Origin of the sequence: Bradyrhizobium sp. 192 (genome assembly GCF_023100965.1) — a bacterium.
GTDB classification, from domain to species: Bacteria; Pseudomonadota; Alphaproteobacteria; order Rhizobiales; family Xanthobacteraceae; genus Bradyrhizobium; species Bradyrhizobium symbiodeficiens.
In genome coordinates, this window is record NZ_CP064690.1 from 1,028,180 (window position 1) to 1,045,513 (window position 17,334).

Annotated in this window: 17 protein-coding genes; 9 read left to right on the forward strand and 8 right to left on the reverse strand. The window is 64.9% G+C overall.

All coding sequences use genetic code 11. The features are described from left to right. Positions 1-289 precede the first annotated feature (289 nt). From IVB24_RS04755 to IVB24_RS04770, 4 genes are read left to right on the forward strand one after another with little or no spacing between them, the layout of a single operon-like run. Complete coding sequence (locus IVB24_RS04755) at positions 290-1,207, forward strand: branched-chain amino acid ABC transporter permease (protein ID WP_140481542.1); 918 nt, start codon at positions 290-292, stop codon at positions 1,205-1,207. Beyond that, a complete protein-coding gene (locus IVB24_RS04760; RefSeq protein WP_247772201.1) occupies positions 1,204-2,148 on the forward strand; it encodes a branched-chain amino acid ABC transporter permease in 945 nt (314 codons plus the stop codon). Before IVB24_RS04755 ends, IVB24_RS04760 begins: the two co-directional genes overlap by 4 nt. Next, positions 2,141-2,908, forward strand: a complete 768-nt coding sequence (locus tag IVB24_RS04765) for an ABC transporter ATP-binding protein (RefSeq protein ID WP_247772202.1) — start codon at positions 2,141-2,143, stop codon at positions 2,906-2,908. The genes IVB24_RS04760 and IVB24_RS04765 overlap by 8 nt, the downstream gene beginning before the upstream one ends. Next, the gene (locus IVB24_RS04770; protein ID WP_094977030.1) at positions 2,901-3,614 is read left to right on the forward strand and encodes an ABC transporter ATP-binding protein; all 714 of its coding nucleotides are present in this window, start codon (positions 2,901-2,903) and stop codon (positions 3,612-3,614) included. The genes IVB24_RS04765 and IVB24_RS04770 overlap by 8 nt, the downstream gene beginning before the upstream one ends. A 120-nt stretch (positions 3,615-3,734) precedes the next feature. On the opposite strand, the gene IVB24_RS04775 is transcribed toward IVB24_RS04770, so the two are convergent. Beyond that, positions 3,735-4,070 (reverse strand): hypothetical protein, encoded by a 336-nt coding sequence (locus IVB24_RS04775; protein ID WP_247772203.1) that lies wholly within the window; start codon positions 4,068-4,070, stop codon positions 3,735-3,737. A 431-nt stretch (positions 4,071-4,501) separates the two neighbouring features. Here IVB24_RS04775 and IVB24_RS04780 point away from each other — a divergent pair, with 431 nt between their 5' ends. Together IVB24_RS04780 and IVB24_RS04785 are read left to right on the forward strand one after the other, a co-directional pair. Beyond that, complete coding sequence (locus IVB24_RS04780) at positions 4,502-4,951, forward strand: MarR family winged helix-turn-helix transcriptional regulator (RefSeq protein WP_247772204.1); 450 nt, start codon at positions 4,502-4,504, stop codon at positions 4,949-4,951. A 99-nt stretch (positions 4,952-5,050) separates the two neighbouring features. Further along, on the forward strand, positions 5,051-6,397 hold the full coding sequence (locus IVB24_RS04785) for an MFS transporter (protein ID WP_247772205.1): 1,347 nt from the start codon (positions 5,051-5,053) through the stop codon (positions 6,395-6,397). Between the two features lie 10 nt (positions 6,398-6,407). Here the strand turns inward: IVB24_RS04785 and IVB24_RS04790 are convergent, their stop codons facing one another. Further along, positions 6,408-7,844 carry a glutamine synthetase family protein gene (locus IVB24_RS04790; protein WP_247772206.1) on the reverse strand — a complete coding sequence of 479 codons (1,437 nt, stop codon included), beginning with the start codon at positions 7,842-7,844 and terminating at the stop codon, positions 6,408-6,410. 130 nt (positions 7,845-7,974) lie between these two features. After that, entirely contained in the window at positions 7,975-9,333 is a 1,359-nt protein-coding gene (locus IVB24_RS04795) for an aromatic ring-hydroxylating dioxygenase subunit alpha (protein ID WP_247772207.1), read from the reverse strand. Between the two features lie 112 nt (positions 9,334-9,445). Between IVB24_RS04795 and IVB24_RS04800 the strand changes: the two genes are divergently transcribed. Together IVB24_RS04800 and ybaL are read left to right on the forward strand one after the other, a co-directional pair. Then, positions 9,446-10,231 (forward strand): IclR family transcriptional regulator C-terminal domain-containing protein, encoded by a 786-nt coding sequence (locus IVB24_RS04800; RefSeq protein WP_247772208.1) that lies wholly within the window; start codon positions 9,446-9,448, stop codon positions 10,229-10,231. A gap of 61 nt (positions 10,232-10,292) precedes the next feature. Further along, positions 10,293-12,029: a YbaL family putative K(+) efflux transporter gene (gene ybaL / locus IVB24_RS04805; RefSeq protein WP_247772209.1), complete on the forward strand. Its 1,737-nt coding sequence runs from the start codon at positions 10,293-10,295 to the stop codon at positions 12,027-12,029. A 17-nt stretch (positions 12,030-12,046) separates the two neighbouring features. Here ybaL and IVB24_RS04810 read toward each other — a convergent pair whose 3' ends face one another. The 5 genes from IVB24_RS04810 to IVB24_RS04830 form a co-directional block, all read right to left on the reverse strand. After that, positions 12,047-12,727, reverse strand: a complete 681-nt coding sequence (locus tag IVB24_RS04810; RefSeq protein ID WP_247772210.1) for a transglutaminase family protein — start codon at positions 12,725-12,727, stop codon at positions 12,047-12,049. Positions 12,728-12,834: 107 nt separating this feature from the next. Next, the gene (locus tag IVB24_RS04815) at positions 12,835-13,269 is read right to left on the reverse strand and encodes a VOC family protein (protein WP_247772211.1); all 435 of its coding nucleotides are present in this window, start codon (positions 13,267-13,269) and stop codon (positions 12,835-12,837) included. 74 nt (positions 13,270-13,343) lie between these two features. Beyond that, a complete protein-coding gene (locus tag IVB24_RS04820; RefSeq protein ID WP_166476456.1) occupies positions 13,344-14,177 on the reverse strand; it encodes a helix-turn-helix domain-containing protein in 834 nt (277 codons plus the stop codon). Positions 14,178-14,249: 72 nt separating this feature from the next. Beyond that, positions 14,250-14,642, reverse strand: a complete 393-nt coding sequence (locus IVB24_RS04825) for a group II truncated hemoglobin (protein WP_247772212.1) — start codon at positions 14,640-14,642, stop codon at positions 14,250-14,252. A gap of 2 nt (positions 14,643-14,644) precedes the next feature. Next, on the reverse strand, positions 14,645-15,553 hold the full coding sequence (locus IVB24_RS04830; RefSeq protein WP_094976343.1) for a helix-turn-helix transcriptional regulator: 909 nt from the start codon (positions 15,551-15,553) through the stop codon (positions 14,645-14,647). Between the two features lie 136 nt (positions 15,554-15,689). On the opposite strand from IVB24_RS04830, the gene IVB24_RS04835 reads away from it, so the two are divergent. Beyond that, entirely contained in the window at positions 15,690-17,231 is a 1,542-nt protein-coding gene (locus IVB24_RS04835; protein ID WP_247772213.1) for a benzoate-CoA ligase family protein, read from the forward strand. The last annotated feature ends 103 nt before the right edge of the window (positions 17,232-17,334 follow it).

Here is a 17,334-nt window from a genome sequence, read left to right on the forward strand (position 1 = left end):
CAAGAATTCCACACCCTCTTCCCGGCGACGGGGGGAGGGCGATCGTTTGGGTGCGGCAGGTTGCCCCAGCCGGCGCGGCAGCCTTCTTGCAAGGGCGTTCTGCGAGGCCAATTCGATCACATGCACCGGCATGCAACAAAGTGCATGTTCGGTGTCGAATCGCTCTTGCCTCGGAACGATACTGCCATTACCCATTTTTCCGCCTTGATGAGGCAAGGGGGAGCTCTTTCACTGATGGCGACAATGTTCGAACATCGGCGCGACACCGCGTGCGCCTGAAAGAGTCTTGATGCTGCTCGTCGTCGAACAGTTCCTGAACGGATTGCAGTTCGGCCTGCTGCTGTTCCTGCTCGCCGCCGGCCTGACGCTGGTGTTCGGGATCATGGATCTCGTCAACCTCGCGCACGGCTCGCTCTATATGATGGGCGCCTATTTCGCAGCGACCTTCGCGGCCTGGACCGGCAGCTTCCTGCTCGGCGCGCTGCTGGCGCTTGGCGCCACGCTGATCCTCGGCATCGTGCTCGAAATGTCGGCGCTGCGGCATCTCTATGGGCGAGATCATCTCGACCACGTGCTCGCAACCTTCGGGCTGATCCTGTTCTTCAACGAAGCCGTGCGGTTGATCTGGGGTCCGGCCGGCCTTGCGCTGCCGCTGCCGGCCTGGCTCACGGTGCCGGTGCCGATCCTGCCCGGCATTCACTATCCGGCCTATCGGCTCGCCATCATCGTGGTGGCGCTGCTGGTGGCGCTGCTGCTCTATCTCGGGGTGATGCGCACGCGCATCGGCATGCTGATCCGCGCCGGCGCCTCCAACCGCGAGATGATCGGCGCGCTCGGCATCAACATCAAGCTGCTCTACACGCTGGTGTTCGGCCTCGGCGCCGCGCTCGCCGGCCTCGCCGGGCTGATGCAGGCGCCGATCCTCACCGTGCAGATCGGCATGGGCGAGAACATCCTGATCCTCGCCTTCGTCATCATCGTGATCGGAGGCATCGGCTCGATCCGCGGCGCGTTCCTCGCCGCGATCTTCGTCGGCATGATCGACACGCTCGGCCGCGCCTTTCTGCCCAATCTGCTGCGGCAGGTGCTGAGCGGCGCCGCCGCCTCCACCGCCGCACCCGCATTGTCCTCCATGCTGATCTATCTGCTGATGGCGGTCGTGCTGGTGGTGCGGCCGGAGGGGCTGTTTCCGGCCAACCGTCGATGAAGAGTTTGACTGTGAGCAAGGCCGTCACGGCCCTGATGCTGGCCGGCCTCGTGCTGCTGCCGCTCTATTCGCAACTCTCCGGCAACATCTTCATCCTGACGCTGTTCACCCGCATCGTCATCCTGGCGCTGGCGGCCGCGAGTCTCAATCTCATCATGGGTTTCGGCGGCATGATGAGTTTCGGCCACGCCGCCTATCTCGGCATCGGCGGCTACGCGGTCGGCATGCTGGCGCAGGAAGGTGTCGGCTCAGGCTTCATCCAGTTTCCGGTCGCGCTCGCGGCTTCCGCAATCTACGGCCTCGTGATCGGCGCACTCAGCTTGCGCACCCGCGGCGTCTATTTCATCATGATCACGCTTGCCTTCGCGCAGATGGCCTATTACGTCGCCTCCGGCCTTGCCCGCTACGGCGGCGATGACGGCCTGACCGTCTACAAGCGCAGCGACTTCTCCGGGCTGATCGACCTCTCCAACCGCACGCAGTTCTATTATCTCTGCCTCGCCTGCCTGCTCGGTGTCATCTTCCTGATCTGGCGCATCGTCAATTCGCGCTTCGGCCTCGTCGTGCAGGGCTTGCGCTCCAACGAGCAGCGCATGCAGGCGATCGGCTTTCCCGCCAAGCGCTATAAGCTCGTCTGCTTCGTCATTTCAGGGACGATGTGCGGCCTCGCCGGCGCGCTGCTCGCCAACAACACCGATTTCGTCAGCCCGGCCGTGATGTACTGGACGCGCTCCGGCGACCTCATGGTGATGGTGATCCTGGGCGGCATGGGCACGCTGTTCGGCCCGGTCGTGGGCGCGGTGGTGTATCTGCTGCTGGAAGAGTTCCTGTCGCAGCTCACCGAATACTGGGCGCTGATCATGGGCCCGCTGCTGCTGTTGATCGTGCTGTTCGGACGCGGCGGCATCATGGGCTTGCTGGGGAGGATCGGCCGTGGCTGAACCCCTGCTCCGCGTCGAAAAGCTGGTGCGCCGATTCGGCGGCATCATCGCGACGGATAATGTCTCGCTCGACGTCGCGGCCGGAGAGCTGCACGCCATCATCGGCCCGAACGGCGCCGGCAAGACCACGCTGATCAGCCAGCTCACCGGGCATCTTGAGCCGCATTCCGGTAGCGTCTCGTTGGGCGGTCGCGACATCACCTATCTGCCGGCCCATCGCCGCTGCGCGCTCGGTCTTGCGCGTTCGTTCCAGATCACCTCGCTGCTGCTCGACTTCACCGCCGCCGACAACGTCGCGCTGGCGGCGCAGGCTCATGCCGGCACCTCGTTCCGCTTCTTTGCCAATGCGCGCAAGGAGCGATCCCTGCGCGATACCGCGCACGCCGCGCTCGATCGCGTCGGCCTGCTGCATCGTGCCGATGTCGTGGTGAACAGGCTCAGCCATGGCGAGCGCCGTGAGCTCGAGCTTGCGGTGGCGCTGGCGAGCAAGCCGAAGCTGCTGTTGCTCGACGAGCCGATGGCTGGGCTGGGGGTCACCGAATCCCAGCGCATGGTGAAGCTGCTCCAGGAGCTGCGCAAGGAAGTCTCGATCGTGCTGGTCGAGCACGACATGCCGGCGGTGTTCGCGCTGGCCGACCGCATCACGGTGCTGGTCTATGGCCGCGTCATCGCCTCGGGCGATCCGGCCGCGATCCGTGCCAACGAGGACGTCAAGCGCGCCTATCTCGGCGACCAGCACGTGGTGACGCATCATGGCTGACACGCTGCTCGAAGTCGACGGCATCGAGACCTGCTACGGCCTCTCCCAGGTGCTGTTCGGCCTGTCGCTGTCGATCAAGCCGGGCGAGATGGTCTCGCTGATGGGCCGCAACGGCATGGGCAAGACCACGACCATCCGCTCCATCATGGGCCTGACGCCGGCCCGCGCCGGCAGCATTCGTTTCGCGGGCGCCGAGGTCAGGCAGCTTCCGTCCTACAGGATCGCAAAGCTCGGCGTCGGTCTGGTCCCTGAAGGACGCCAGATCTTTCCGAACCTCACCGTGCGCGAAAATCTGGTCGCGGCCGCCGCCGACCGCTTCGGCAGCCCCAATCCCTGGACGCTGGCCGCGATCTACGTGATGTTTCCGCGCCTCGCCGAACGCGCCGCCAACATGGGCAACCAGCTCTCCGGCGGCGAGCAGCAGATGCTGGCGATCGGCCGCGCGCTGATGACCAACCCGAAACTGCTGATCCTGGACGAGGCGACCGAAGGCCTCGCGCCGCTGATCCGCGAAGAGATCTGGCACTGCCTGTCGCTGCTCAAGAGTCGGGGCCAGTCGATCCTGGTCGTCGACAAGAACGTCGACCACCTCGCCCGCATCTGCGATCGCCACACCATCATCGAGCGCGGCAGGACGGTATGGAGCGGCACGTCGGACGAACTGATGGCCGAGCCGGATCTGCAGCATAAATATCTGGGGATCTGAGCCCCGCTCTCTCCCCGTCATTGCGAGGAGCGAAGCGACGAAGCAATCCAGAATCCCTCCACCGGTACACTTCTTGATTGCTGCTACGCTCGCAATGGCGGAGGCGAGAGCCGTGTCCTCTCACCAATAAATCCCATGCCGATGCAATTCGCGAATCACGCGTGCTTCGGTGGACGGTCGACGGTGCTTCGGCTTGGTTGTTTCCGTGGTGCGGGTAGTCGGCGCGGCGGCTGTTGCGGCCGGCGCTGCCGCCACAGTTGAAGCAGGTGCGGTGGTCGCCGTCTGGACATTCGCCGGCGGCTGGGTCGCCTGCGGCGCGACCGCGGCGGTCGTCGCCGGCTGCTCGGGCATCTGTTGGGTTGCATTGGTCGCCGCGAGGCTAAGGCTCCGCGAGCCGCCGGCATAAGCTTGCGTCGTGAGCACCGACAGCGCGGCGATCAGAAACAGCTTGCGCATGAAACTCTCCGTGGTCCGGTCAATCCGTCTTACACAATCCGCAATGATGGGCGACTAGCGCACCATGCGAACCATCTCGATCTCGATCAGAGTGGTTCTGCAGGACAGGCGATAAATCAGGCCGAGCAATTGACTCCACATGACCGACTCCTTTGTTGATCATCAGAGGCAACGATGGACCCGGTGTCTTTCCTGCGTTTTTCATGCGGTGAGGAAAATGGCTTCGTTCGGGACGCAATGATGTCGCCGGAACAGGCGGGACGAAGTGGCCTCACGAGGGTGTGAGGTTCAGCAAAATGCCCCGGGGCGCAAAGGCCGCGGCCACGCACAAGCTCTGTCAGTTGACGCAACGCAATAATCGGGATATCCATGTATAAATACAGGGATATCCCGATATCGGGAGGTTGCCCTGACCATGCGTGCGTTGCCAAATGATCGAGCCAAATCGCTGTAACTGTGGGGCTTTGCGCAAGGCGTCGCGCCGGATGTCGCAGTTCTACGACTCCGCGTTGGAGGCTTCGGGCCTCCGTTCGACGCAGTTTGCGATTCTGGCCGAGATCAACCGCCGGGGGGATGCCGCTCCCTCGATCGGCCAGCTCGCCGATGCGCTCGTCATGGACCAATCGACCGTCGGGCAGAACCTGCGCCCGTTGCAACGTGATGGGCTGGTCGTGCTGGAGCAGGATGAGGCCGATCGCCGGAGCCGGCGGGTGATGCTGACGCCGACGGGCTCCGCGCGCCTCGATGCTGCGCGGCCGCTCTGGCGTGAGGCGCAGGAGAAATTCGAGACCGAGTTCGGCGCAGCTGCGGCGGCCGAACTGCGGAACGTCCTGGCCGGCATTGCCCGGAATACGTCGCTGGTCGTCGAAGAAAAGGCTTGAGCAATGAACAGTGTCGAACGCGGCACCTTCGCACGTGCGGCGCCGCCTGATCTTTCGGTATCGCCCGCGCCTCGCCGCCCGTCGGCTTCCCCAAACACGGTGCTGGCGATCGTGTGCGTAGGCATTTGCCTGGCCAATCTCGACCTCTTCATCGTCAACGTCGCTCTCCCCAGCATCGGGCAAGACTTCAAGGACGCTTCGCTCGACGACATGTCGTGGGTCCTGAACGGCTACGCGATCGCATACGCGGCGTTGCTGGTGTTCTTCGGCCGGCTGGCCGAACGCCACCGCAGGAACCTCAGCTTTCTGCTCGGCGTCGGCCTCTTTACCGTTGCCTCCGCAGCCTGTGCCGCCGCTAACGGTGTCGCAATGCTGACCGCGTTTCGCATCGTCCAGGCGGCGGGTGCCGCGCTGATGACGCCGACCTCGCTCGGATTGCTGCTGGCGGTGTTTGCCCCGGAGAAGCGCGGCAGCGCGGTACGCACCTGGACGGCGATTGGTGGTCTGGCCGCGGCCCTCGGGCCCGTCGTCGGCGGCATGCTCGTGACCGTCAACTGGCGCTGGATCTTTTTCGTCAACGTCCCGATCGGTCTTGCTGCCATGGTGATCGGCTGGTGGAAGCTTCCAGAGATTGAGGGCCATGACGCGCCACGCCCCAAATTCCTTGATGCAGTGCTGGTAACGGGCGGCATCGGTGCGCTCGTCTTCGCCATCGTCAAGGTCAGCGACTGGGGTTTGCGCGCGCCGTCCATCGGCTACAGCTTTGCAGTCGCCGCGATCCTGCTGGCCGTATTTGTCTGGCGCTGCTTCCGCACCGAAAATCCATTCGTAGATCCGGCGCTGTTTCGTATTCGCCAGTTCACCGGGGCCGCCCTGGTGATGGCGCCTTACTCGGCCGCGTTTGGCGCGATGCTGCTGTCGGTGGCCCTGTGGGAACAGACCGCGTGGGGATGGTCGGCGTTGCAGACGGGACTCGCGATCGCACCGGGGCCGCTGATGGTGCCTATCACGTCGCTGCTGTTCGCAAACCGGCTGATCGCGCGTTTCGGCGCCGCGCCCGTTGTCACAGCCGGGATCGTCGTCTTCGCCGCCGGTCTGGTTGCTTGGGCAACCCTGATCGGTCCCGAGCCGAGCATGGCGTTCGTGATCATGGGCATGATTCCGACCGGCATCGGTGTCGGATTGACCTTCCCGACCTTGATGGGCGTCAGCGCCGCCGGACTGCCCCCGTCATCCTTCGCGACGGGCTCCGGCGTGATCAACATGATCCGCCAGGCCTCGCTTGCGGTGGGCGTCGCGATCTTCGTCGCCATCATCGGTACGCCCACATCGTTGCCGGAGCGCCTCGTCGCATTTCAGCGCGGATGGTGGGTAATGGTCGCGATCGTCGCGCTGGGCCTTCTGCCGACCTACTTCTACCTCAGGCAGAAGCCGAAGGCGGCATAACCGAGCTCGATCAAAACACCTCGAAATACTCGCGGTGCTCCCAGTCGGTCACCTCGGACAGGAAGCGGTCGATCTCGGCGTTCTTGATGTGGGTGTAATAATCCACGAACTCAGGCCCGAACTTTTCGCGGAAGAACGGATCGTCCGTCAGTGCGCTGACTGCATCGCGCAGTGATTTCGGCAGCAGCGGCGCCTTGGTCTCATAGGGCGTGTCGGCGGACGGGCCGGGATCGAGCTTGCGGTCGACGCCGTCGAGGCCCGAGAGGATCTGCGAGGCCATGTAGAGATAGGGATTGGCGGCGGGCTCGCCGATGCGGTTCTCCAGGCGCGTGGCGGCATCATTGGCGCCGCCGAGCACGCGGATCATCACGCCGCGATTGTCGCGGCCCCAGATCGCGCGGTCCGGCGCCAGCGAATAGGAACGGTAGCGCTTGTAGCCGTTGATGGTCGGGGTCGTGAACAATGTCGAGGCGCGGGCGTGGTCGAGCAGGCCCGCGAGCCAGGCGCGGCCGAACGCGCTGAGCGGTTCGCCGCCGTCTTTAGCCATGAACTGGTTTTCGCTGCTCGCGCGGGAGACGATCGACTGATGCAGGTGCCAGCCGCTGGCGAACACGTTCGGCAGCTTCGGCCGGCACATGAAGGTGGCGTGGTAGCCGTGCCGGCGCGCGATCTGCTTCACGGCAGAACGAAACAGCACCATGTTGTCGGCGGGTTCGATTCCCTTTCGCGGCGCGAAGGTGAACTCGCACTGGCTCGGCCCGAACTCGACCTCGACCGAGCGCAAGGGCAGCCCGAGCGCGATGATGTCGCGCCGTAAAATCTCCAGCACCGGCTCCATCTGATCGAAGCGCTGCTCGGTGAGATATTGATAGCCGTGGCTGAGCAGGCTCACCGAGGGCGGCGTGCCCGGCTGTCCCGCATCTTCGGGCCGCATATGCGGATCGTCGAGCTTGAAGATGTGGAATTCGACCTCGAGCCCCGCGACGAAATCGTGGCCGCGGCTGGTGAGCTCGTCGAGCGCCTTGCGATAGAGCGAGCGCGTCGCGAACGGCACCGGGCGGCCGTCGGCAAAATAAAGGTCGCACAGCACCCAGCCTGTGGTCGGCGCCCACGGCAAGACGCGAAACGTGGTGGGGTCAGCGACCATCAGCACGTCGGCCGCGCCCTCCATCTCCTTCATGCCGAAGCCGCCGCCCGCGGTGAACACCGGAAATACCGTGCGGTGCGAGGTGTCCTTGGCCAGCATGGTGGTGGTGATGGAGCAGCCGCTCTCCAGCGAAGCGATTGCCTCCGAGGCGATGATGGTCTTGCCGCGCAGGATGCCGTGCTGGTCGGGGAAGGCGAGGCGGATGACTTCGAGGTTCTTCTCCTCGACGAGACGGCGCATGCGCGACGCGGCATCCCTCTGCTCATCCGACCACAGCGCTTGACGCGCGACGAAACTCACCTGGTTGCTCCCTCAACTGCCGTAGGGTGGGCAAAGCGAAGCGTGCCCACCGCGTCTATCATCCGAACGAAAGCATGGTGGGCACGGCGCGTTGCGCCTTTGCCCACCCTACGGGCTCCGAGCAAGAACGTCACTCCGCCGCCGTCAGCCGGTGCACGTTGTCCGCGATCTCCTTCGGTACCGGTGCGGCCCAAGGAGCGCCACGGCGGCGCTTGACGTCGACCTCCATCCAGTAGAGCTCCCAGCCCTGGGTCGGCCCGATGCCGTCCATGGTCGCCGGTCCCTGGATGCTGCGTGCCCTGCTCTCGTCGAGGAACAGCATCGGCTTCTCGCCGCCGCCGACCTTCTCGATCTCCTGCCGCAGCAGGCGGCGATATTGCACGATCGCCTTGTCGCTCGAACCGAGATGCTCCTGGGTGCGGTCCTGGATCGCGCCCATCGATTCCACCGCCCATTGGTCGTGCACGTTGATGTCGTTGCCCATGCCGGTATAGGTCGCGGTCTGCTGCTCGTGCGGATCGAACCCGTAATCGTTGCTTCGGTTCTTGCGCGATTTGTAATCCGGCAGCTCGTAGAGTTCGAGCCGCTGGTCGCGCATCTTCTGCTTGTCGACGGGGTTCGAATAGCTGGTGAAGATCGCGTACCAGTAGCAATTCTCGTCGTCGATCGGGACGTGCCACTGCGTAATCGTCATCTCCGTGCTCATGGGAATGACGAACGCATGCGGAAACAGCTGGTTGGTCACGCGCACATGGGTCCGCTCCTCGTCGATCTCGCGCAGCGCGATCAGGCGCATGCCGTATTCGGTGTGCTCGACATTGATGATCGGCCGGTCGTATTCGCGCAGGATCTTCGTCATCGGCAGGTCGGAGCCGGCGGAGGCGCCGCGGAATTGCTTGCCGTAGGCGGTGGAGGTGTCCTCATCCTCGAAGAAGCGGTGCAGGTAGGAGGCGTGCGCGGGATCGATGCCGACTTCAAGGGCCTGCAGCCAGTTGCAGGCCATGTGGCCCTTGAACGCAAAGGTGTGCGTGCCAGGGGCGACGAAACAATCGATCTCCGGGAATGAAGGCGGCGCGCCCTCGCCGAGATAGGCCCAGAGGATGCCGCTCTTTTCGACCACGGGATAGGAACGCTGCCTGATGTTCTGGCAGAGCTTTGAGTCCTTCGGCTCGGCCGGCGTCTCGATGCATTGGCCGGTGGCGTCGAACAGCCAGCCATGGAAGGCGCAGCGCAGGCCGCCATGCTCGAGCCGTCCGAAGGCGAGATCGGCGCCGCGATGCGCGCAATGGCGATCAATCAGGCCGTAGCGTCCGGTCTCGTCGCGGAACAGCACCAGGTTCTCGCCGAGCAGCTTGACGGGACGGATCGGTCGCTCGCCTTGCAGCTCATCCACCAGCGCCGCCGGCTGCCAGTAGCTCCGCATCAGCCTGCCGCAGGGATCCCTGGGACCGGTGCGGGTGATCAGGTCGTTCTGCTCCTGGCTCATCATGGCGGGGGCATCCTTGTGCGGAATAGCGCTTGTTCGCCTATTGAACGAATGTGCGAATTATGACATGCGTTGAACCGGCAGCAAGCACTATTTTGCAGGATTGTCCCCCGACATGCCCAAGCTGAAGCGGAGCGAGAACGACGAGCGTGCGACGGATTTCGTCGAGAGCCTCGATCGCGGCCTGCGCCTGCTGCAATGCTTCGGCACCAATGCAGGTCCGATGACGCTGAGCGATCTCGCGCGCGCCGCCGATCTGCCGCGCGCGACGGCCCGGCGCATGCTGTTCACGCTGCAGCGCGGCGGCTACGTCTCCGGCGACGGCAAGCTGTTCTCGCTGACGCCGCATGTGCTGACGCTGGCGGCGTCCTATCTGCGCTCCAACCAGCTCGTGACTGTCCTGCAACCGGTGCTCGATCGTGTCGCGATCGCGGCAAACGAAATCTCCTCGCTCGCGGTACTCGATGGCGACGATGTCGTCTTCGTCGCCCGCAGCAGTCCGGCGCGGATGTTTTCCGGTGGACTCGAAATCGGCTACCGGCTGCCCGCCTTCTGCACCTCGGTCGGCCGCGCCATGCTCGGCCAGCTCAATGATGCCGATCTCACGGCGCGCCTGAATAAGATGACGCGCGAGGCGTTGACGCCGCAAACCGAGACCAATCCCAAGACGCTGCTCTCGCGCATCGTCGCCGACCGCGCCCAGGGCTATTCGCTGGTCGATCGCGAGGCCGAGCCGCATTTCCGCTCGATCTCGGTTCCGGTGCGTCGTTACGACAATGTGATCGTGGCCGCGATCAACATGGGAGCCCATGTCGACCGCGTGCAGGCGCAGGAATTGATCGAGCGTTTCCTGCCGCTGCTGCGCGATGGCGCGGCATCCGTGAGCTCGCAATTGTTGTGAGTTGCGACCCGCGCGCACAGGTCGCGGTGCGCCAGCGTGCTCGCTGTGTCACAAGGCAAAAATGCCGCATGAAACACCTCTCATCGCCACTATCGTCGTCGGACTCGGACTAGCCTTCGTATTCGGAACCATTGCTCAGCGGTTCCGCATCCCCCCGCTGGTCGGATATCTCATCGCCGGAGTCGCGGTCGGTCCGTTCACGCCCGGCTTCGTTGCCGACCAGGCACTTGCCACCGAGCTCGCCGAGCTCGGCATCATCCTGCTGATGTTCGGCGTCGGCCTGCATTTCTCGCTGCAGGATTTGCTTTCGGTGCGGAAGATCGCCGTGCCCGGCGCCGTCGTGCAGATCGCGGCTGCGACATTGATGGGACTGGGCCTTGCATGGCTGATGGGCTGGAGCATCCCGGCAGGGCTCGTGTTCGGCCTTGCGCTATCGGTGGCGAGCACCGTCGTACTGCTTCGCGCGCTTCAGGAGCGCCGTCTGATGGAGACCGACCGCGGACGCATCGCCGTCGGCTGGCTGATCGTCGAGGACCTCGCGATGGTGCTCGTGCTGGTGCTGTTCCCCGCGATCGCGAGCCTTCAGGGCGGCGCCGAGGGCATACCCGCATTCGAGCCGCTCGCGGCGCAGGCCGGCTTCGGGCTCGCCGGCATCGTGGTGCTGACCCTCGTCAAGATCGTCGTGTTCATCGGCCTGATGCTCGTCGTGGGCCGCCGGGTGATCCCGTGGATCCTGCACTACATCGCCCATACCGGCTCGCGCGAATTGTTCCGTCTCGCCGTGCTCGCGATCGCGCTGTGCGTCGCATTCGGCGCGACCAAGCTGTTCGACGTCTCGCTGGCGCTCGGCGCGTTCTTCGCCGGCATGATGCTGCGGGAATCGCCGCTCAGCGCGCGCGCCGCGCAGGAATCGTTGCCGCTGCGCGATGCCTTTGCCGTGCTGTTCTTCGTCTCGGTCGGCATGATGTTCGATCCGATGAGCGTGGTCCGCGAGCCATGGCCGCTGCTTGCCACCCTCGCGATCATCATGCTGGGCAAATCGCTCGCGGCCTATTTGATCGTGGTCGTGTTCCGCCACCCTGTCGCCACGGCGCTGACGATCTCGGCGAGCCTGTCGCAGATCGGCGAGTTCTCCTTCATCCTGGCCGAGCTCGGCGTCGCCTCGCAGATCCTGCCCAAGGAGGGCCGCGACCTGATCATGGCGGGCGCGATCCTCTCCATCATGCTCAACCCGCTGATGTTCGCCGCCGCCACCTGGCTTGCGCCGCGTCTCGACCCGCGGCGCGAAGAGCCTGCGGTGACAGCCGCGGTCACCGAGGTGATCCGAACCACGGAATTGACGGATCATACCATCGTGATCGGCTATGGCCGCGTCGGTGCGCTCGTCGGTGATGCGCTGAAGCAGCGGCAGCTGCCGTTCCTCGTGGCCGAGGTCGGAGAGAGCCTGCTGGCGAAGCTGAAGCAGAGCGGCATCGAGACCGTCACGGGCAACGCTGCTCAGCCCGAAGTTTTCGGCGCCACCAATCCGTCACGGGCACGGCATCTCGTGATCGCGATCCCCGAAGCGTTCGAGGCGGGACAGATCGTGCAGCAAGCGCGCGCGGCCAATCCGGATATCCGCATCATCGCGCGGGCGCACGCGGATGCCGAGGTCGACCATCTCAAGGGGCTTGGGGCTGATGTCGTCATCATGGGCGAGCGGGAAATCGCGCGCGGCATGATCGAGGAGCTGGAGAGGAGGGTTCCGGATGCTGTCCAGCAAGATCGCCGCACGCTCGCGGTCGGTTCGGTCGTCTGACCACGGGGCACTTCGCCCTATCGCCCTTCCGCCTCGCGCTCCATGTCGCGTCCCGACAGATCCTCGCCCTGCATGTTGGCGTAATCGCGCGCCATCTCGCGCATCAGGAATTTCGCTGGCACGTCGTGATAGGTGCCGCGGTCGTTGACATATTGCATGTAGGCGCGCCCCTCCCCGTCGAAGGGATGCAGCAGCGCATCGGTGTGGCCGTCGAAATCGAGCGGCGCCACGCCGACCTTGGCGCAGAGCGTGTCGTTGAAGGTCGGCGTCGCCTTGCGCCAGGCGCCGTCGACATGGACTTCCGTGAAACCGTGCCAGGTAAAGATGTCGGTACCCATGCTCTGCCGCAGCTTTTCTGTCGTGAGATGGTTCTTCACGTCGGCGAATCCGACGCGCGCGGGAATGCCGTGGACGCGGCAGGCGGCGGCATAGAGCGAAGCCTTGCCGACGCAATAGCCTTGCCCGGCGGCAAGCACGCTCGAGGCGCGAAAGGTCTCGGCGATGCGCATGCTCACATAGGGGTTGTAACGGATGCCGTCGCGCACCGCCTTGTAGAGCCGGCTGGCCTTCTCGCGCGCGCTCGCATCCGCGCGCACGGCGTCAGCCGCGAATTGCTCCACGGCGGGGTGATCGCTGTCGATGTACTCGCCAGGATCGGTGTAGAGGCGGCGGATGGTGTCGGGAAGGGTGTCGGTCATGTCCGGAGCTTAGGGCCTTTTCCTTTCGAACGACACTGAAACCCGAAGGTCGATTTGGTTCAGAGCTTTCGCAGATCGGTCATCCACCGGATCGATACCGCGCCCGCTCAATCCGGCAGTGGCGTGTCTCCAACCTTGGGCCAGTAGGTCCCAAAGCTCCAAAGGCCGCCCTCGGGGTCGCGCGCGGAGAAATCGCGGCTGCCATAGTCGGTGTTGTAAGGCTCCAGTTCGATGCGGGCGCCGGCTGTCTTGACCTTCTCATAAAGCGCGTCGGGATCGTCAACGGCAAGATAGACGGCGTCCGTCCGGCGGCCGTCGACCTCTCCCACGCGCTTGGCGTAAGCATCGTCTCGTTGCGCACCCAGCATCAGGATCGAGGATCCCAACGCCAACTCGGCGTGGGCGACGATGCCGTCGCGCCGGTAGACAACGCGCTCACTGAATCCCAGAACGTCTTTCAGCCAGGTGATCATTGCCTCGGCGTCGTTGCAGCGCATCGTATGGAACAGGCGTGGCGCTTCTCTGTCGACTTGCAAACTCATGAAACTCTCCGGATTGCGAACGACCGAACCTTAGCCGGACGCTTCTGCGGGGGCTTGAACAAATGGGACCTTGTCTATCCCGCGGCGGCGCGGGCCAGGCGCGAGTCGGTGCCCTGTATCCGCGCCGCCCACGCGGTCGGCGTCTCGCCGCTGAAGATCCGGAAGTCGCGGGCCAGATGGGCTTGGTCGGCATAGCCGGCATCGATGGCGATGGATGCCCACCCCGTGCCGGTTCGGCTGCGCGCAAGGCCGCAGGCCCTGTGAAAGCGCAGCATCTGGGCCAAGGTCTTGGGCGCGACGCCGATCTCCTGCTGAAAGCGGCGTGCGAGATGCTTGCGGCTCCAGCCGACCTCGGTGGCAAGTGCGCCGATCCTCGATGTTCCCCCGCTGCGGCACAGTGCATCGAGAGCCGCAGCGATCGCCGGGGACGGTTCGTGCACGGCGCGTCGGTGAACGAAATCCTCGACGATCGCGAAGCGTTGTGGCCATTCCCGGGCATCAGCCACCATCTCGGCGAGCCTGCGGCCCTCGCGACCTAGGACATCGCCGAGATCGATCATTTGGGCCGTCAGGTCGGCCACTGCTCCGCCATGGAAGCGAAATGCGCCGAGCGGCGTGAAATCGATCTGAACGCAGGCGGCGCGGCCGTCGGATTCGATCTGCACCGGTCCTGGAAAAAGACCGGCTACAAAGCTCGGCTGGGCATCCCCACTGTTGGGCTCGCGGCCGAGCGCAATCCGGAATGGCGTTCCCAGACTGATGAGGAGCGGCAGTGCGAGTGGCGCTGCGTGCCGAAACGAGGCCAGACCCAGACCATTCTCGCGGTAGAACGAGATGCCGGAGACGATATGAGCGAGGTGTGGAGAAGCCGGCCTGTTGACGACATCGGGAACCGACAAAGCGTCCATCGGATATCTCACTGCTTGCGGTACAGCATAGCGCCGCTGCGGCGTCCGACCAACAGTGAGTTTAGTCGGCGATTAGCGGTTGCGCATCCAGTCGGCGAGGCCCGAGATCGCGCGATCGAGGTCCTGCCGCGCGGCGGCATCAGTCACCGTCTCCTCCATCGCGCCGCGCATGCAGAGCATCCACGCGTCGCGCTCGGCATCGCCGATGGCGAAGCCGAGGTGTCGCTGCCGCAATCTCGGATGGCCTTTCTCCGGGGAATAGAGCTTGGGCCCGCCGGTCCATTCGGTGAGATAGCGCTTCAAGACGTCCCTGATCAGGCCGAGATCGTCCGCATGCATCGCGCGGATCACCTTGGCTTCCGGCAAAGTTTCCATGCGGTCGTAGAAGCGGTCGACGAGGGCGTCGATCGTGGCGCGGCCGCCGATCCGCTCGAACATGGAGGTGGTAACGTCGGTGTCGGACATCTCTACAGCGCCACGCTGCGCAGCCCGAAGCTGCGGGCTTCGTTCTGCAGCACCGGGCGCACCGCATCGATCAGCCGCGCTGCTGCGGCATCGACGGAAAGACCCGCCGTATCCACCACAGCCGTCGCCCGCGCGTACAGCGGCTCGCGGCTCAGCAAAATGTTGCGCAGTTCGGCCATCGCGGAGCGATCGTCGGCCATCGGGCGCAGATCGCCCTGGCGACGGACGCGGGCCATGTGCTCCTCGGGCTCGGCCTTCAGCCAGATCGTGTAGAACGAGCTAAGGATCTGGTCGAAGGTCAAGGGCTCGGAGACGATGCCGCCGCCGGTCGCCAGCACCATCAGTTCGTTGCGGGCGAGCAGTTGTTGCAGCGCCGCCTGCTCCATGCGGCGAAAACCTTCCTGGCCGTAGAGCGCGATGATCTCGGCGACCGAGAGCCCGTTCTGCTGCTCGACCTCCTTGTTGAGCTCGACGAAGCTCCAGCCGACCTTCTTCGCCAAAATCTTGCCGAGTGTGGATTTGCCGGCGCCGCGCAGGCCGATCAGCGCGATGCCGCAGAACGGCGCGCGCCGCGGCGCGGTGGCGCTGCCGCCGGCGAGCAGATCTTTCGCCTGCGCGATCTGGGCAGGCGTGGCCTTGCGCAGGAGATCGCGAAACATCTGCCAGTCCGGCGTCGGATCGGCGCTTGGCAACAGATCCTCGAGATGCGCGCCCATCGCGTCGGAGACGCGGCGCAACAGCACGATTGAGACATTGCCCTTGCCGCTTTCGAGCTGCGCGATGTAGCGCTCCGAAATCCCCGACACCTTGGCGAGCACTTTGCGCGACATGCCGCGCAGTGCGCGCATGGTGCGCACCCGCTGGCCGAGCTGTTCGAGGAAATGGGATTCGGCGTCGGGACTGTCGGTCATGGTCCTTCTTTGCGGATGTCCTCTTGAAGGAAGTCCTTCGGCGCGCTTTAATGAAACATAGTGCCTGCTGGCATTGACAGCAAGCCGCCGCGGTGTCTTTCTATGAATTATAATTCTAAATTCGGGGGAGAAGTCCGTGAGCGAGGGATCCTACAACGCGGTGACCTGGCTGCTCGACCGTAACGTCAGGGAAGGCCGGGGCAACAAGCTGGCCTTCGACGACACCGTCTCGCGGCTCACCTATGGCGAGCTCCAGCAACAGAGCTGCCGCGCCGCCAACATGCTGCGCCGGCTCGGCGTCCGCCGCGAGGAGCGCGTGGCGATGATCATGCTCGATACGGTCGATTTCCCGGTGGTGTTCCTGGGCGCGATCCGCGCCGGCATCGTGCCGGTGCCGCTCAACACGCTGCTGACCGCGGACCAGTACGCCTACATCCTCGCCGACTGCCGCGCCCGCGTGCTGTTCGTCTCCGAGGCGCTTTATCCCGTCATCAAGGACGTCGTCGGCCGCATGCCCGATCTCGAGCATGTCGTGGTCTCCGGTGCCAAGCAGAACGGTCACAAGCAGCTCGCCGAAGAGCTCGCCGGCGAGAGCGATCAGTTCGCCACCGCCGCGACGCATCCGGACGAGCCGGCGTTCTGGCTCTACTCGTCCGGCTCGACCGGCATGCCCAAGGGCGTGCGTCATATCCATTCCAATTTGCAGGCGACCGCCGACACCTACGCCAAGCAGGTGCTCGGCATCCGCGAGAGCGACGTGTGTCTCTCCGCGGCCAAGCTGTTCTTCGCCTACGGGCTCGGCAACGCGTTGACTTTTCCGATGTCGGTCGGCGCCAGCGTGATCCTCAACAGCGAGCGGCCGACGCCGGCGCGCATGTTCGACCTGATGAACCGCTACAAGCCGTCGATCTTCTACGGCGTGCCGACCCTGTTCGCCGCGATGCTCAATGACGAGGCGATGAAGGCCGAGCGCGGCGGCGGCGCCTTGCGCATCTGCACCTCGGCCGGCGAGGCGCTGCCGGAATCCGTCGGCAACAGCTGGAAGTCGCGCTTCAGCGTCGACATTCTCGACGGCGTCGGCTCGACCGAGCTGCTGCACATCTTCCTGTCGAACGCGCCCGGCGACATCAAATACGGCTGCTCCGGCAAGCCCGTGCCGGGCTATGCGGTGCGGCTGGTCAACGAGGCCGGCCAGGACGTCGCCGACGGCGAGGTCGGTGAGCTCCTGGTCGATGCGCCCTCGGCTGGCGAGGGCTACTGGAATCAGCGCCACAAGAGCCGCCGCACCTTCGAGGGCCCGTGGACCCGCACCGGCGACAAATATGTGCGCGACGCGGAAGGCCGCTACACCTTCTGCGGCCGCGCCGACGACATGTTCAAGGTCTCCGGCATCTGGGTCTCGCCCTTCGAGGTCGAGAGCGCGCTGATCATCCATCCGGCCGTGCTGGAAGCCGCCGTCGTGCCCGAGGCCGATCCCGAAGGACTGTTGAAGCCGAAGGCCTTCGTCGTGCTGCGCCCGGGCGCGACCACTGTGGATCTGCAGGAGATGCTGAAGGAGCACGTCAAGCAGAAGATCGGCCCGTGGAAATATCCGCGCTGGATCGACGTGGTGGAGTCCTTGCCGAAGACGGCGACCGGAAAGATCCAGCGGTTCAAGCTGCGGGAAGGGGCGCAATAGTTGGCCACGTGCAACAGGCCGTCCTGGCCGGGCTTGACCCGGCCATCCACGCAGCCGCGGTTGACGAAAGACGTGGATGCCCGGGTCAAGCCCGGGCATGACG

What these genes read in the sequence shown, in the direction of transcription:
- IVB24_RS04775 (WP_247772203.1), bottom strand. Translation starts at nt 4,070, where the DNA reads ATGCGCAAGCTGTTTCTGATCGCCGCGCTGTCGGTGCTCACGACGCAA.
- IVB24_RS04770 (WP_094977030.1), top strand. Translation starts at nt 2,901, where the DNA reads ATGGCTGACACGCTGCTCGAAGTCGACGGCATCGAGACCTGCTACGGC.
- ybaL (WP_247772209.1), top strand. Translation starts at nt 10,293, where the DNA reads ATGCCGCATGAAACACCTCTCATCGCCACTATCGTCGTCGGACTCGGA.
- IVB24_RS04820 (WP_166476456.1), bottom strand. Translation starts at nt 14,177, where the DNA reads ATGGACGCTTTGTCGGTTCCCGATGTCGTCAACAGGCCGGCTTCTCCA.
- IVB24_RS04800 (WP_247772208.1), top strand. Translation starts at nt 9,446, where the DNA reads ATGCCCAAGCTGAAGCGGAGCGAGAACGACGAGCGTGCGACGGATTTC.
- IVB24_RS04825 (WP_247772212.1), bottom strand. Translation starts at nt 14,642, where the DNA reads ATGTCCGACACCGACGTTACCACCTCCATGTTCGAGCGGATCGGCGGC.
- IVB24_RS04760 (WP_247772201.1), top strand. Translation starts at nt 1,204, where the DNA reads ATGAAGAGTTTGACTGTGAGCAAGGCCGTCACGGCCCTGATGCTGGCC.
- IVB24_RS04780 (WP_247772204.1), top strand. Translation starts at nt 4,502, where the DNA reads ATGATCGAGCCAAATCGCTGTAACTGTGGGGCTTTGCGCAAGGCGTCG.
- IVB24_RS04815 (WP_247772211.1), bottom strand. Translation starts at nt 13,269, where the DNA reads ATGAGTTTGCAAGTCGACAGAGAAGCGCCACGCCTGTTCCATACGATG.
- IVB24_RS04795 (WP_247772207.1), bottom strand. Translation starts at nt 9,333, where the DNA reads ATGATGAGCCAGGAGCAGAACGACCTGATCACCCGCACCGGTCCCAGG.
- IVB24_RS04755 (WP_140481542.1), top strand. Translation starts at nt 290, where the DNA reads ATGCTGCTCGTCGTCGAACAGTTCCTGAACGGATTGCAGTTCGGCCTG.
- IVB24_RS04830 (WP_094976343.1), bottom strand. Translation starts at nt 15,553, where the DNA reads ATGACCGACAGTCCCGACGCCGAATCCCATTTCCTCGAACAGCTCGGC.
- IVB24_RS04810 (WP_247772210.1), bottom strand. Translation starts at nt 12,727, where the DNA reads ATGACCGACACCCTTCCCGACACCATCCGCCGCCTCTACACCGATCCT.